General features: G+C 54.3%; 15 protein-coding genes. 7 read left to right on the top strand and 8 right to left on the bottom strand.

The features are described from left to right. Window positions 1-21 precede the first annotated feature (21 nt). The 6 genes from AX755_RS22410 to AX755_RS22385 all read left to right on the top strand — a co-directional run bounded on the left by AX755_RS22410 (window position 22) and on the right by AX755_RS22385 (window position 3,196). Window positions 22-327: a DUF883 family protein gene (locus AX755_RS22410; protein WP_013098866.1), complete on the top strand. Its 306-nt coding sequence runs from the start codon at window positions 22-24 to the stop codon at window positions 325-327. Window position 328: 1 nt separating this feature from the next. Beyond that, window positions 329-727 carry a phage holin family protein gene (locus AX755_RS22405; RefSeq protein WP_062857476.1) on the top strand — a complete coding sequence of 133 codons (399 nt, stop codon included), beginning with the start codon at window positions 329-331 and terminating at the stop codon, window positions 725-727. Continuing rightward, the gene (locus tag AX755_RS22400) at window positions 724-1,020 is read left to right on the top strand and encodes a YqjK-like family protein (protein ID WP_013098868.1); all 297 of its coding nucleotides are present in this window, start codon (window positions 724-726) and stop codon (window positions 1,018-1,020) included. The genes AX755_RS22405 and AX755_RS22400 overlap by 4 nt, the downstream gene beginning before the upstream one ends. A 253-nt stretch (window positions 1,021-1,273) precedes the next feature. After that, window positions 1,274-1,666, top strand: coding sequence for a DoxX family protein (locus AX755_RS22395; protein WP_013098869.1), 393 nt, complete (start codon window positions 1,274-1,276; stop codon window positions 1,664-1,666). A 72-nt stretch (window positions 1,667-1,738) separates the two neighbouring features. Then, window positions 1,739-2,725 carry a glutathione S-transferase family protein gene (locus AX755_RS22390; protein WP_029883513.1) on the top strand — a complete coding sequence of 329 codons (987 nt, stop codon included), beginning with the start codon at window positions 1,739-1,741 and terminating at the stop codon, window positions 2,723-2,725. 105 nt (window positions 2,726-2,830) lie between these two features. Next, window positions 2,831-3,196, top strand: a complete 366-nt coding sequence (locus AX755_RS22385) for a DUF805 domain-containing protein (protein ID WP_029883514.1) — start codon at window positions 2,831-2,833, stop codon at window positions 3,194-3,196. Between the two features lie 41 nt (window positions 3,197-3,237). Here the strand turns inward: AX755_RS22385 and AX755_RS22380 are convergent, their stop codons facing one another. Further along, window positions 3,238-4,140, bottom strand: coding sequence for a LysR family transcriptional regulator (locus AX755_RS22380; protein WP_014885334.1), 903 nt, complete (start codon window positions 4,138-4,140; stop codon window positions 3,238-3,240). Between the two features lie 104 nt (window positions 4,141-4,244). Between AX755_RS22380 and AX755_RS22375 the strand changes: the two genes are divergently transcribed. Beyond that, window positions 4,245-4,946, top strand: a complete 702-nt coding sequence (locus tag AX755_RS22375) for a pirin family protein (protein WP_062857475.1) — start codon at window positions 4,245-4,247, stop codon at window positions 4,944-4,946. Window positions 4,947-5,008: 62 nt separating this feature from the next. On the opposite strand, the gene AX755_RS22370 is transcribed toward AX755_RS22375, so the two are convergent. The 7 genes from AX755_RS22370 to tdcA form a co-directional block, all read right to left on the bottom strand. Next, on the bottom strand, window positions 5,009-6,310 hold the full coding sequence (locus AX755_RS22370; protein ID WP_058681006.1) for an L-cysteine desulfidase family protein: 1,302 nt from the start codon (window positions 6,308-6,310) through the stop codon (window positions 5,009-5,011). A 21-nt stretch (window positions 6,311-6,331) separates the two neighbouring features. Beyond that, the gene (locus AX755_RS22365) at window positions 6,332-7,663 is read right to left on the bottom strand and encodes an amino acid permease (RefSeq protein WP_062857474.1); all 1,332 of its coding nucleotides are present in this window, start codon (window positions 7,661-7,663) and stop codon (window positions 6,332-6,334) included. Window positions 7,664-7,933: 270 nt separating this feature from the next. Then, window positions 7,934-10,228 carry a formate C-acetyltransferase gene (gene pflB, locus AX755_RS22360; RefSeq protein WP_062857473.1) on the bottom strand — a complete coding sequence of 765 codons (2,295 nt, stop codon included), beginning with the start codon at window positions 10,226-10,228 and terminating at the stop codon, window positions 7,934-7,936. Window positions 10,229-10,243: 15 nt separating this feature from the next. Next, window positions 10,244-11,452 (bottom strand): propionate kinase, encoded by a 1,209-nt coding sequence (gene tdcD, locus AX755_RS22355; protein ID WP_062857472.1) that lies wholly within the window; start codon window positions 11,450-11,452, stop codon window positions 10,244-10,246. A gap of 30 nt (window positions 11,453-11,482) precedes the next feature. Further along, window positions 11,483-12,814: a threonine/serine transporter TdcC gene (gene tdcC / locus AX755_RS22350; RefSeq protein WP_062857471.1), complete on the bottom strand. Its 1,332-nt coding sequence runs from the start codon at window positions 12,812-12,814 to the stop codon at window positions 11,483-11,485. A gap of 9 nt (window positions 12,815-12,823) precedes the next feature. Further along, entirely contained in the window at window positions 12,824-13,813 is a 990-nt protein-coding gene (gene tdcB / locus AX755_RS22345; protein ID WP_062857491.1) for a bifunctional threonine ammonia-lyase/L-serine ammonia-lyase TdcB, read from the bottom strand. A 118-nt stretch (window positions 13,814-13,931) separates the two neighbouring features. Next, window positions 13,932-14,852, bottom strand: coding sequence for a transcriptional regulator TdcA (gene tdcA / locus AX755_RS22340; RefSeq protein ID WP_023621426.1), 921 nt, complete (start codon window positions 14,850-14,852; stop codon window positions 13,932-13,934). Between the last annotated feature and the right edge of the window lie 590 nt (window positions 14,853-15,442).

Here is a 15,442-nt window from a genome sequence, read left to right as displayed (position 1 = left end):
AAATCTCAACAGGAGAAAATCATGTCAAAAGATACGACGTCTGAACATCTGCGCGCTGAACTGAAATCCCTGGCTGACACCCTTGAAGAGGTGCTGAACTCCTCCGCCGATAAGTCAAAAGAAGAGGTCAGCAAACTGCGCAGTAAAGCGGAGCAAGCGCTGAAAGAGAGCCGCTATCGCCTGGGTGAAACCGGTGATGCGCTGGCAAAACAGACCCGTGAAGCCGCAGCGCGTGCTGACGAATATGTTCGCGATAATCCGTGGACGGGTGTCGGTATTGGTGCCGCAATCGGTGTGGTACTGGGCGTACTGCTGACGCGTCGTTGATATGGAAGATCCTCGTCACGCACAAGGGCCTGCTAACAACGTCCTCGGCATCGGCCAGCGTATCTTAACGACGCTGGTCGGGATTGCCGAAACGCGCGTCCGGCTGGCAGTGGTAGAGCTGGAAGAGGAGAAAGCCAACCTCTTCCAGATGCTGCTGATGCTTGGACTGACCATGCTCTTCGCCGCGTTTGGTCTGATGAGCCTGATGGTACTCATCATCTGGGCCATCGATCCGCAATATCGACTCAACGCGATGATTGCCACCACCGTCGTTTTGCTGGTTGCAGCACTGATTGGCGGTATCTGGACGATGCGCAAAGCGCGTAAGTCCTCTTTCCTGCGCCATACGCGCCAGGAGCTGGCGAACGATCGCGCCCTGCTGGAGGATGACAAGCCGTGAGCGATAAAGCCGAACGTGAAAAGCGAAAAGCCTTTCTGTTAAGTCAGATCCAGCAGCAACGGCTGGATCTGTCTGCCAGCCGCCGCGACTGGATTGACGCGACGCGTCGGTTTGACCGTGGCTGGAACACCTTCCTGAGCCTGCGTTCCTGGGCTCTGGTTGGCAGCAGTGTGATGGCAATCTGGACGATCCGTCATCCGAATATGCTGATCCGTTGGGCCCGACGCGGCTTTGGTGCCTGGAGCGCCTGGCGCCTGGTGAAAGCGACGATTCGCCAGCAGCAGCTTCGGTGATAAAAGCAAAACGGTAACCATGGTTACCGTTTTTTGTTTTTACGCCCTCTCCCTGTGGGAGAGGGTTGGGGTGAGGGCACCAGCGCGCTCCTGCCCTTACTCAATATCTTTGAAAAAGATTGACAGTTTTCCTTGCTAACAATCGCCAACCGTCACGTTTATGATGCTCTCCATCGACAGCAAAGACGCGGTATCTACCCGAATTTGCAGAGAAATAATGTTCAGCCGCTGATGTGGTTTCCTGGAGAGTAAAATGAAAAAATTAGAAGATGTTGGTGTACTGGTAGCACGTATTCTGATGCCAATTCTGTTCATCGTTGCAGGTTGGGGCAAAATCACCGGTTATGCAGGTACCCAGCAGTATATGGAAGCCATGGGCGTTCCGGGCTTTATGCTGCCACTGACCATTCTGCTTGAGTTCGGCGGCGGCCTGGCGGTACTGTTCGGCTTCCTGACCCGTACCACGGCGCTGTTTACTGCGGGCTTCACCCTGCTGACGGCGTTCATCTTCCACAGCAACTTTGCTGAAGGCGTGAACTCCCTGATGTTCATGAAAAACCTGACCATTGCGGGTGGCTTCCTGCTGCTGGCTGTCACCGGCCCGGGCGCATACAGCATCGACCGCGTTCTGAATAAGAAATGGTAAGCACGCTATACTGAATAAACACAAAGCGAGGAGACCTCTCCTCGCTTTTGCTATCTGACGGAGGAGAAAAAAATGGGACAACTCGTAGACGGCGTCTGGCAGGATGTCTGGTATGACACCAAATCCACCGGTGGACGCTTCAAGCGCTCTGTTTCGGCCTTCCGTAACTGGCTTACCGCCGATGGTGCTGCCGGCCCGAGTGGCGAAGGTGGCTTTGCGGCCGAGAAAGATCGTTATCACCTCTATGTTTCCCTCGCCTGCCCGTGGGCGCACCGCACGCTGATTGTGCGCAAGCTGAAAGGCCTCGAATCCTTAATTCCGGTGTCGGTGGTGAACCCGCTAATGCTGGAAAACGGCTGGACGTTCGACCGTGATTTCCCTGCTGCGACGGGTGATGAACTGTATCATCACGATTTCCTCTACCAGCTTTATCTGCGCGCCGACCCGCACTACACCGGGCGCGTCACCGTACCGGTTCTGTGGGACAAGAAAAACCAGACGATTGTCAGCAATGAGTCTGCGGAGATCATCCGCATGTTCAACACCGCCTTCGACGCCCATGGCGCGCGCGCCGGGGATTACTATCCGGTTGAGCTGCGAGACAAAATCGATGAGCTGAACAGCTGGATTTACGACAACGTTAATAACGGCGTTTACAAGGCCGGTTTTGCCACCAGCCAGGAAGCCTACGACGAAGCGGTCGGAAAAGTCTTTGAATCTCTTGAGCGTCTGGAGCAGATCCTCGGCCAGCACCGCTATCTGACGGGCGATCGTCTGACGGAAGCGGATATCCGCCTGTGGACGACGCTGGTTCGTTTTGATCCGGTCTATGTCACCCACTTTAAGTGTGACAAACACCGCATCAGCGATTATCTGAACCTGTATGGTTTCCTGCGCGACATCTACCAGATGCCGGGAATTGCCGAAACGGTCGATTTTGACCATATCCGCACCCACTATTTCCGCAGCCACAAAACCATTAACCCGACGGGTATTATCTCCATCGGGCCGTGGCAGGATCTGAATGAACCCCACGGGCGCGACGTTCGTTTTGGATAAATATTAAGGGCATCGTGAGATGCCCTTTTTTAATTCACAATCTCCATCTATCCTTACCTCGATCGCTTAGAAAACAAGTGATTGACTGATAAATGAGGCAAGGAAATGGATTGGTATTTAAACGTACTGCGCAATTATTTTGGTTTTGGTGGCCGCGCCCGCCGCAAAGAGTACTGGATGTTCATTCTGGTGAACTCCGTTCTTATTATGGTGCTGGGGATTGTGGATAAAATTCTTGGCTGGGAGGGCTCTAGCGGTGAAGGGATTCTTACAGCCATTTATAGTGTGCTGGTTTTGATACCGTCATGGGCTGTGCTATTCCGACGCCTGCACGACACCGATCGTTCCGCCTGGTGGTTACTGCTGCTGTTGATCCCGATTATTGGCTGGCTCATTATTTTAATCTTCAACTGTCAGAGCGGGACGCCGGGTGAAAACCGCTTTGGTCCGGATCCGAAGATCGGCGCGTAAATTTATGCCCGATGGCGCTTAGGCACATCGGGCTTACACTTTTATTTGTTGTGATGCGCAAAGAGCTTTGGAATTTCTCGCAAACACCACGATTTGGCTTCGCCCATGCTGTCGCGACGCCACGCCATAATGATATCCACTTCGCTGGTGTACTCCGGGCTGACGACGCGCAGACGCCCTTCAGCAATGTCTTTTTCAACAAACGGATACGGCATGGTCGCCACGCCCAGTCCTGCCAGCAATGCCTGGCGCTTATCTTCCAGCGATGTGACCGTCAGACGCGGCTGTTTATCCAGCAACTGCACCGTTAGCACCGGTCGTTCACGCGCGGTATCCGCAACCGCCACGCCCCTGTACTTCACGCGCGTCACTTCAGAAAGCGGCTCCGGCTCCTGGTGAATCGGGTGATTTGGCGCGGCGACGTAAACGTTCATCACGCTGTAGAGTTTGCGGGAGTTGATCTCTGACGATGAACGGAAGTGCATATCCGGCGCAATCACGATATCCGCCCTGCCCGTCTCCAGACGCTCCCACGCGCCTGCCAGCACCTCGGTGATGATCGAAAGCTGCGTGTTCGCTTTGTCTGCCAGCCTGTCCACCAGCGGGAATAACGCCTCGGTAGGCACCAGAGCCTCAGTGACCAGCGTCAGGTGGGTTTCCCAGCCGCGTGCCAGCGCCTCGGCGTCCGTCGTCAGTTTATCCGCCGCTTCCAGCAGTACGCGGCCACGTTCCAGCAGCATCCGTCCAACGTTCGTGAATTTTGTTCGATGACCGGAACGGTCAAAGAGCACCACGTCCAGCTCTTCCTCCAGCTTTTGCATGGTATAGCTGAGCGCAGACGGAACGCGCCCCAGTTCATCTGCCGCGGCGGCAAAGCTGCCACGCCTGTCAATCGCGTCCATGACGCGAAGCGCCTCAAGCGTCAATGCTCTCTCTTTAGCCATCTCGTTCTCATTCAGGAAATTTGAACATACCGGGCAGAATATCTGGCTAACAATGAAGCGTCCATACCTTTACCATTGTTTTAGTGTAAAGAGAGGTCAAGTTTATGATTACGACAAGAACAGCTAAACAGTGCGGACAAGCCGATTTCGGTTGGCTGCAGGCCCGCTACACCTTTTCCTTTGGACACTACTTTGACCCTAAACTCCTCGGTTACGCTTCACTGCGCGTGTTAAATCAGGAAGTGCTCGCCCCGGGCGCCTCCTTCCAGCCGCGTACGTATCCGAAAGTCGATATCCTGAACCTGATCCTGGAAGGCGAGGCAGAATACCGCGATAGCGAGGGCAATCATGTCCAGGCAAAGGCTGGCGAAGCGCTGTTAATTTCCACGCAGCCGGGCATTAGCTATAGCGAGCATAATCTCAGCAAAGACAAAACGCTGACCCGCATGCAGCTGTGGCTGGATGCCTGCCCTGAGCGGGAAAATCCGCTGGTGCAAAAAATCGATCTGCAGAGCGAAAAGCAACAGCTGCTCGCTTCTCCGGACGGGAGCAAAGGCAGCCTGCAACTGCGTCAACAGGTGTGGCTACACCATATCGAACTGAAGAAAGGTGAACAGGCGAGCTTCCAGCTTCATGGCCCACGCGCCTACCTGCAATCGATTCACGGTACGGTGCATGCGGTAACGCACACGGAAGAGAAAGAGGCGCTCACCTGCGGCGACGGGGCATTTATTCGTGATGAAGCGAATATTACGCTGGTGGCCGATACGCCGCTGCGTGCACTGCTGATTGATTTGCCGGTGTAGAGAATGCCCTCACCCTAACCCTCTCCCACAGGGAGAGGGAACCGATCGAGCCCCTGAACTCGCTACACCTTACTCGCCATAATCTCAATAATCTGCCGGTCCGTTGCCTGCATTGAGCGGCACGCTAACGCGCACAGGTTAGAGATAGACTGCTCCACATCGTGCGCCACAATCCCTTCATTGCCCGTCACGGCAGACTCATCCAGCGCCATCATCACCGCTTTCCAGGCACTGCTGACGCTGGTTGAGACTTTCATCGCGCAGCTGTTGGATGCACCGTCGCAAATCATCCCGCTGACGTCACCGATCATACTGCTGATGGCCATCGCGATCGTTTGATAGTTTCCCCCCATCAGCCAGGCCATGCCGGCTGCCGCCCCCATCGCTGCGGTTGTCGCAGCGCACAGCGCCGACAGGCGCGGAAGCTGGGCGTGGATATAGATCGCCGAAAGATGGGACAGCATCAGCGCTCTGGCCAGCCGTTCCTCATCAGCCTGAACGTGCTCCGCCACAACCACTACCGGCATGGTGGCGGTGATCCCCTGATTGCCGGACCCCGAATTGCTCATTGCCGGAAGCGTAGCACCGCCCATTCGGGCGTCAGAGGCCGCGCTGGTGCGGATAACAATGTCCGAGCCAACATCCTTCGCCATCCATCCGCGCATACGCTGCTTATTCAGCGTCGCGCCAATATGCAGCCCCCATTTTCCGCTCAGCCCTTCACGAGAAAGGGCATCGTTAAGCTGCCCCGCCTGCAGAATAAAGCGGATCGCCTCACACGGAACCTGCTCCACGAACGTGAGGATCGCCGACAGCGTGGTGTGAGAGAACACCTCCAGCGGATCGTCACCCGCCTCTCCCGGCTGTTCATCACGGGTGAAGCGTGTTTCGCCCTCACAGACCACCTCCACCACGCGAGTATGCCCGCCTGCGATGGTCACCATGGCCGAGGCCTCTCCGGCATAAACACAGGCGCGCGAATAGAGGATTTCCTCGCACGGCACCTGCAGTTTCACCTGGACCTGACCCGCGTTGAGCAGGGCTTTGGCGCGTTCCAGCGCATCGGCTGACGCCCCTTTTAGCACCTCCAGCCCGGCGCGGGCATTCCCGCCCGTCGCTCCCAGCGCCGCCGCAATGGGTAGCCCGACCATGCCGGTGCCGGGTACCGTTACGCCAAGCCCGTTTTTCATCAGATTGGGCGATACCCATGCTTCAATGCGCGTCACCTCACCGGGCAGGTGCTCAGCGGCTATCGCACAGGCCAGCGCCAGAGAGATAGGTTCAGTGCACCCCAACGCAGGTTTAACCTCTTCCTGCACCGCGCGAATAAAATGATTCCATAAAGGGTTAGTTTGCTCAGACATCGTTACGACCTTAATTGCTCCTCAGGAGAATGCGAGGAAAGGAGAAACACAAAGCAGCAGCCCGGTAATGATGATAATCACCAGTGATACGCCTTTATATTTATGCAGGGCGGGTACCTTGTAGACCAGCCATGCAGGGATCAGACAGCCCACCATGCCGAAGATGGGGCTGCAAATAGACGTGAAGCTCAGCACCGGCGCGTTTAACACAATCGCGCTCCAGGCCAGCAGGATGGCGAACAGCATAATCCCACGCTGGACGGTGTTTTCATTAATTTTCTCTGCCGGCATTTTGCGACGCAGAATGTTCATCACGATGCCCTGCGTGGCCTCGCGAAAGCCAAGATAGACGCCGAAGAACGCCGTCATAACAGCAAAGATATTGAGGATCACGCTGACGATTTTGACCCAGCCCGCACCCTCTCCGCTGATAAACTGCGCCGCAATCGCCAGGGCAGAGATGTTCTGCTCATAGGCTTTTACCGCTTCATCGTGCCCCATCGCCAGTGTGAAGGAGACGGCGTAGAAGAATACCGTCACAAACAGCACGCCAAAGGCGATATTCATGGCCCGCAGCGCTTTATGACGCGCCACCTCAACGGACTTTTCCCGTGAACGGTAGGAGATCACCATCGGGCTTAAGGTCTGAATAAACAGAATTGAGGTTAAGGTAAAGGGAAGCGTAATGATGGCATTTTTAATCAGCAGCCCCATCGGCGGCAGCATGCCTACGTTGGCTAAATGCCAGAGGCCAATCATCGACAAGCCCAGCGCGGCAACCACAAATAGCTTGGTCAACACCATCAGGCTGGAGACTTTAAACAGCAGCTTTTCACCGCGGGAAGAGATGGCCACCAGAATACAGATCAGCACTAACCCGTAGAACGGGTTTTCTGAGAGTAGCCCGTCGGTAACGCCAAAGGTCTGCAAATAAGAGGCGCTGTCGTTGGTAATGGCGGTGGAATAGACAAACATCCAGATGACCAGCATTACAAAATAGAGTGCGCCTAATAAGATGCCCCAGTTTTTCCCGAGATATCCGCTAATGACGCTCGGATAATCTTTGCATTCCGGTGATTCCGCCAGCGTATTAATAAACAGGCGCTGGAATAAATACATCGCCGGATATCCAATCACGGACGAGAGCAAAAAGACCCACAGCCCCATTAATCCGACCTGCACCGGGAGAAAAACAATCCCCGCGCCGATGGCCATCCCGATACTCATGATGACCCAGCCCGTATCGATACTGTCGAACTTGATCGCCTCGCGCCATTCGCTCTCACGCATTCCCGCCCGCCTTGCCGCGGGGGAATCATTCACAATCACACTGCTGTTTGTAGCCGTATCCATAAGGCACTCGCTTTTTTGTAGGGTAACTGATTAATTTTTATAGGTTTCCGTTCGCCAGCGATGGCAAGTCAGAGAGTGCAGGTGCTTGTTGTTAGTGTGAGAAAATCATAGCCGGAGAGAGGGAGAAAAAAGTCACAAAATAAATAGGGCTTTTCTAATGCTGGAGGAAGATTTGCTTTTGAAATACTCAATAAGGTGGATATTTTCTAAACGTGATGGCATTCACGAAATTAAAAGCCTCCCCAAAGGGGAGGCCCGCCTTAGCCTGGATTACATCACCTGCGTAAACGTCCTTGAAATCACATCCTGCTGCTGCTCGCGCGTCAGGGCATTAAACCGCACCGCATACCCCGAAACGCGGATCGTCAGGTTCGGGTAATTTTCCGGGTGCTCAATGGCGTCCAGCAGCATTTCCCGGTTCATGACGTTGACGTTCAGATGCTGCCCGCCCTCGATGGCTGTTTCGTGGTGGAAATACCCGTCCAGCAGCCCCACAAGGTTGGTTTTGCGTACCAGCTCATCCTTGCCCAGCGCCTGCGGCACGATGGAGAAGGTGTAAGAGATCCCATCCTTGGCGTAGGTGAACGGCAACTTGGCAACCGAGGTTAACGACGCCACTGCCCCTTTTCTGTCACGTCCGTGCATTGGGTTGGCACCCGGCGCAAACGGCGTGCCGCCCCGGCGTCCGTCTGGCGTGTTGCCGGTCTTCTGGCCGTACACCACGTTCGAGGTGATGGTCAGGATCGACTGGGTCGGCACCGCGTTACGATAGGTTGGTAACGCCTGAATTTTCTTCATAAAGCGCTCCACCAGGTCACAGGCGATGCTGTCCACGCGATCGTCGTTGTTACCGTACTGCGGATAATCCCCTTCAATGACAAAATCGACCGCCAGACCGGTATGGTCGCGCACCGGTTTCACCGTCGCATATTTAATGGCCGACAGGGAATCGGCGGCCACCGACAGTCCGGCGATACCGCAGGCCATGGTGCGGTAGACGTCCCGATCGTGCAGCGCCATCAGCGAGGCTTCGTAGCTGTACTTATCATGCATGTAGTGAATGAGATTCAGCGCGCTGATGTACTGTACCGCCAGCCAGTCCATAAAGTGATCCAGGCTCGCCATCACGGTGTCGTAGTCCAGCACCTCGTCCAGCAGCGGCGCGGTTTTCGGCCCGACCTGGATCTTCAGCTTCTCATCCACCCCGCCGTTGATCGCATACAGCAGCGTTTTGGCGAGGTTGGCGCGGGCACCAAAGAACTGCATCTGCTTGCCGATCACCATCGGGCTGACGCAGCAGGCAATAGCGTAGTCGTCGCTATTGAAGTCGGCACGCATCAGATCGTCGTTCTCATACTGCAGCGACGAGGTGACAATCGAGACCTGCGCGGCGTATTTCTTGAACGCGATCGGCAGTTGTTCAGACCACAGGATCGTCAGGTTTGGCTCTGGCGCAGGCCCCATGGTGTGCAGCGTGTGCAGGTAGCGGAAGCTGTTTTTGGTCACCAGCGTGCGGCCGTCCAGCCCCATCCCGCCGATCACCTCTGTCGCCCAGATCGGATCGCCAGAGAAGAGCGTGTCGAACTCCGGCGTACGCAGGAAACGCACCATGCGGATCTTCATGATGAAGTGGTCGATCAGCTCCTGGGCCTGTACCTCGCTCAGGCGTCCGGCCTGCATATCGCGCTCAATGTAGATATCGAGGAATGACGCGGTGCGCCCCAGCGACATCGCCCCACCGTTCTGGGATTTCACCGCGGCCAGGTAGGCAAAGTACAGCCACTGCACCGCTTCTTGCGCGTTCATCGCCGGACGCGAGATATCAAAGCCGTAGTTCGCCGCCATCTGCTGGATCTGCAGCAGCGCACGCTTATGCTCCGCCAGCTCTTCGCGCAGGCGGATCGTCGCCTCCAGATCCTCGCCGCGTTCCAGTCTCGGCTGCAGATCCGCGAACTGCAGTTCACGCTCACGCACCAGATAGCTGATGCCGTACAGCGCCACGCGGCGGTAGTCGCCGATGATGCGCCCGCGTCCGTAGCCGTCCGGCAGCCCGGTCAGTACGCCCGATTTACGGCAACGCATCATCTCCGGCGAGTAGACGTCAAACACGCCCTGGTTATGGGTTTTACGCAGGTCGGTAAACAGGTATTCGAACTGCGGATCCATCTCGCGGCCGTAGGCTTCGAACGAGCTGCGGATCATGTTGATCCCACCATACGGATGCAGGGCACGCTTGAGCGGCTTATCGGTTTGCAGGCCGACGATGGTCTCCAGCTCCCGGTCGATATAGCCCGGTCCGTGAGCGGTAATGGTGGTGGCGATGTTGGTATCGAAATCCACCGGGGCGTGGGTGGCATTTTCCTGGCGAATCCCCACCATCACCTTTTGCCACAGCGCCGTCGTTGCTGGCGTCGCCTGCGCGAGGAAAGTTTCGTCGCCTTCATAAGGGGTGTAGTTATGCTGAATAAAATCGCGCACGTTAACGGCGTCTTTCCATTCTTCACCGCGAAACCCGGCCCATGCGTCGCTGTAGGGCGCAACGCGCGTATCAATCATTACTTTCATGAGATTCTCGCTCTGTCAGGCGTAAGCCGCAGCCGGGGTAACCTTCCCAAGACGGAGGGCGTCCAGCGCGATCATTTTTTCTTCATTGGTAGGGATCACCGCACACGCCACGCGGGACGTATCGGCGCTGATGATGCGTTCACCCCCGCTGCCAGGCAGGGCGTTGCGGATCTCGTCGAGGATAATGCCAAAGACCTTGAGATGTTCTGCTACCAGCCTGCGGATGAGCGTAGAGTTCTCGCCAATCCCTCCGGTAAACACCACCCCGTCCAGGCGATGCAGCGACGCCGCGTGGCCGGCGATATGCCGTGCAATGCGGTGCACAAAGGTGTTTATCGCCAGCTGCGCCCGCGGGTTTGCCTCGCGCCAGGCTTTTTCCAGCGTCCTGAGATCGGCGGAAATCCCGGAGATCCCCAGCAAGCCAGATTCTTTGTTAACCACACGCTCCAGATCCTCGAACGACTGGCCGGTTTGCTGGGCAATCCACGCCATCGCGCCAAAATCCACGTCGCCACAGCGCGTGCCCATCATCAGCCCTTCCAGCGGCGTCATCCCCATCGAGGTATCGACGCTTTTGCCATTACGAACCGCGCAAATCGACGCGCCATTACCCAGGTGGGCAATCACTAACCCGCTGTCGTCCGGTGAAAGTCCGAGAAGCGCATGCGCCTGCCCGGCAACGTAGCGGTGGGAAGTGCCGTGAAAACCGTAGCGCCGCACGCCCAGCTCCTCAAAATAGCGGTACGGCAACCCGTAAAGATACGCCTGCGGCGGCAGCGTCTGATGGAAACTGGTGTCAAACACCGCCACCTGCTGAACGTTCGGGAACAGGCGTTCCGCCGCTTCCACACCGCTTAAGTTGGCGTAGTTGTGCAGTGGTGCCAGAGAAGAAACCTGGCGGATCTCGTTGATAACCTGCTCCGTGATAAGGGTCGACTCGCTGAAGCGTTCACCGCCGTGGGCTATGCGGTGGCCAATTAAGGCCACGCTGCTCATCAGGTCACGCTTCTCCAGCTCCAGGGCGATGGCAGCCAGCGCCCCTTCGTAGTCATGGTGAGCCAGTGTGGCTGGCTCACCCCCGTTCACGGAAATAAAGGCTTTTTCAGTGTTGATACCGTCGGCAATGCCCGTCATCAGGGCATCGCAGCTGCTGGCATCGAGCACTGAAAACTTAACAGAGGACGAACCGCAGTTAATAACCAGTACAACCGGAAACTCAATCATGGTGTGACTCCGCTCTTCCTGAGCATTGATTTAGAACAGTTTGTAAACGATGTTCAGAATGGTCAGCAGGCCGACAACGGTGATGAAGATGTTCTCGGGTCTGCCCTTATACTTCGCCATTGCCGGGGCTTTGCGGATGGCATACATCGGCAGCAGGCACAGCAGAGAAGCGATGATGGGTGCTCCCATGGCCTCAATAAGGTCCAGAATGTTCGGGTTGGCATACGCGACAACCCAGGTGGAGCCCATGATGAAGACCATGCTGATGGTGTTCAGTTTGCCCACCGAGACCTTCTTCTTATCGCCCTTGTACCCGAACTTCAGGATCAGGCCGTTCAGCCCTTCCAGCGTGCCCAGATAGTGGCCGAAGAAAGATTTGAAGATTGCGACCAGCGCGATGATAGAGGCGCCGTATTCCAGCACCGTCGCAAACGTCGATTTGGTGCCTGACATCGACGCAAAATGGTTCGCCAGATAAGAGAGCACCGGAATGTTCTGCGCTTTGGCATCAGCCATGTTCTGCGGAGAGAGCGTAAACAGGCAGCTAAAGGCGAAGAACATCACCACGGCGACCATCAGCAGGCTGGCGCGGCCGATGATTCTGGAACATTTCTGCTCGGTGAAGTCTTTACCGAACTCCGGTTCGTACTCTTCGCGCTTGGAGACCACAAACGAGGAGACAATCGGTGAGAAGTTAAAGGAGAAGACCATGATGGAGATCCCCAGCCACACCGTCACCAGAATGCCATCATGGCCGGTGAAGGCGATATCGCTCAGGTTAACCTGGTCGATCACCGCCGAGTTCCAGTAAGGGATCAGCGACAGGGAAATCAGCACCAGACTGGCGATAAACGGGAATACCAGATAGCTCATGACCTTCACCATCAGGTCTTTACCGAACCAGATCACAAAGGCCATCATCAGCAGCAGGAACAGCGCCACCACGCCGCGGTTTAGCGCCGGCATCTGGAGCTGGTTTTCCCAGAAGGTCATAAAGGTGTTGGTAATGGTGACGCCGTAAATCCACAGCAGCGGGCAAATGGCGAAGAAGTAGAGGAACGTGATGACCACTCCGCCTGTTTTACCAAAATGCTCCTCCACCGTTTCGGTGATATTGCCGGAAACGTTGCTACCGGACAGGCACAGACGCGCCAGCGCGCGGTGGCAGTAGAACGCAATCGGGAACGCGAGAAGCAGCATCAGCAGGATAGGGATCAAGCCGCCAAAACCTGCACGAATAGGGAAGAACAGCACGCCTGCGCCAATGGCGGTACCAAACAATCCCAGCGTCCAGGTGGTGTCTGACTTACGCCAGGAGGACGTTTTTGTCTGGCCAACGATAATGCTTTCAGTGTTGCTCATAGGTCATCCTTATGCGTCAACGAAGCCGGTAATTTGGGAAACACGAGAGAGATCGATATTGCCGCCGGAAATAATGCAGACGGTTTTGCGCCCATGAATATAATGGTCGAGCTTGCCGCTCAATAACGCCGCGCAGGCCAGCGCCCCCGCCCCTTCGGTCACCACTTTGTTTCGCTGAATTAACGCAATCATGCTGTTACGAATATCGTCTTCGCTGACCAGCACAATGTCGTCGACTAATTCACGAACAATTTCGAAGGTTAATTTACCCGGTCGAGAAACGTCGCAGCCGTCTGCTAATGTGCCGGTAACCCGATGGTTAATAATTTCACCCGCCTGATACGACGCCGCCATGCCGTGAACGTTTTCAGACTGTACGCCGATAATATTAATGGTCGGGTTAATCGATTTTATTGCCGTTGCGATGCCAGCAATTAACCCGCCACCACCGATGGGCACAATAACGTTATCCACATCGTATAAATCTTCGAGAATTTCGAGGCCGATCGTGCCCTGGCCGGCGATCACTTTCGGGTCATCGTAAGGCGGGATAAAAATACGCCCTTCCATCTCAACGATTTCGCTCACTTTGGCGATCGTGTCGTTGAAGTTCTCGCCGTGCAGCACCACTTCCGCCGAGTAGTCACGCGTGGCGGCAACTTTGGATTTTGGCGCGCCCATAGGCATCACCACTTTGCCGTCGATGCCGAGCATGGCACAGGAAAGGGAGACGCCCTGCGCATGGTTTCCCGCAGAGCAGGCCACAACCCCTTTACGTCTTTCAGCATCGGTCAGCGAGCTTAATTTATTAAACGCGCCGCGAATTTTGAAGGAGCCGGTACGCTGCATATTTTCAAACTTCAGAAAGATTTCACCCTTACAGCGTTCGCTGAGATAATTCGAGCGCGGCATGCCGGTTTTATATATCTTTCCTGCCAGTCGTTTTCTGGCGTCCTGAATATCTTCAATGGTTACCGGGAGATCGTAGGTAATATGCATAATATCCTCGTTATAATAATTCATTCTTTTCGGGCAAAGTCAGGGTATCAGAGCACAGCTAAAATAAGCTCTGGGGTGTTTTTCAAAAACAGGAATTACTTATTTGGAAATTAATTATTCATCGTCGTCGTTCACTGGTCAGTGACGCATATTGTTTCGCCAGCTCAACTAACACTGACGCTGATTTTTTAATTCTGTAATTTTTTGACCACACGGCGGCATAGCGTGCTACCGGTAATTCATCTTCCACTGGTAGCACAATAAACTGGTCTGAACCGAACGGCGCAATCATGTCGCGGGGGATCACCGTCAGGTAGTCGGCATTGAGGACAAGGTTATAAATGGTGACGACGGAATCGGTCTGGACGATGTTTTCAATACTGATGTGGTTGTCTTGCAGGGTGGTCAGAAGTTCTTTGTAGTAGCCCATGTCGGTTTGCGGCATCACCCACTGCTCATGGGTGAGCGATGCCAGTGTCGTCGGGGCGGTGCACGTTCGTGATTTGCTGACCACCAGCACAAATTCAGACTCGAACAGCGGCTCGACATGCAGATCCTGCAGCAGCATTTCATCACTCAGCGTGCCGATGGCAAAGTCCAGCCGCCCGTCACGAATGGCGGGAAGGAAAGAAGAGAGCTGTGCTTCATACATGGAGACCCGCGCTTTCGGGAATACTTCCTTGAATTTTTTGATCATTTCAGAGAGGAACGTGAAGCCAATCAGCGAGGGATAACCAAACGAGACGTCCATGACGGTGCTAAAACTGAGGCTGTTAATCTCGCTCACCATGTTTTTCATCTCACGGGTGATCGACTCTGAGTACGAGAGCAGAACCTGGCCCGCCGCCGTCAGTTTTACACCCGTGTTTTTACGTACCATCACTTCCACACCGAAGTAAGATTCGATGTCACTGATAATTTTGCTGACGGCGGGTTGCGTCAGACCCAGTTGTCTTGCTGCAGAACCTATGGAGCCACTTTTAATGACTTCCTGAAATACCACGAGGTGCTGTGTTTTCGGTAGAATAATAGTGTTCATAATATTCTGCGCTTATTTCCCTATGACGGGGTGGATTCTACTCAATATTGTTTCAGGGGGTATGTGCTGTTACTCACAATTTGCCTTTTCGCACCCTTACCAGGAACTACCAGATCCCATTAAAAACCTTTTAAATCAATAAAATACAACCAACCAAATACGCTATTACGCTGATATTGATCAACAAAAATGGCGGTAATAAATTTATTTTATGGCGATAACCCGGATAAATTTTGCTGCGTTTAAAAAATCAATAAAGACTATCTTTCAGGCAATTAAAGAACAATAAATAGCCATTATTCATGTGAAACATTCTTTCAGTTTTTCGAAATTTACGGGCGTAATTTGACAGAGGTTCGGGAAAGAGTGGAATACGTCACACATTCTTAGGGTGAATGTTTTTAATTTCAAAATATACATATCAAATATGAAAACATTCGGGATCATCCAGTTAACATTCATAACAAATTAATCATACTCAAAACTCAGGATTTTTTAGCGGTAAATTTTGTGATAACGATCAGGATTAGACAGCAGAGCGGAAATGAATGGAGAACACAGTGAAATGTGCTTAATGTCGCAAATATGAG

Source organism: Enterobacter sp. SENG-6 (genome assembly GCF_001605945.1).
GTDB lineage: Bacteria > Pseudomonadota > Gammaproteobacteria > Enterobacterales > Enterobacteriaceae > Enterobacter > Enterobacter cloacae.
This window is presented reverse-complemented; position numbering and strand designations above follow the sequence as displayed.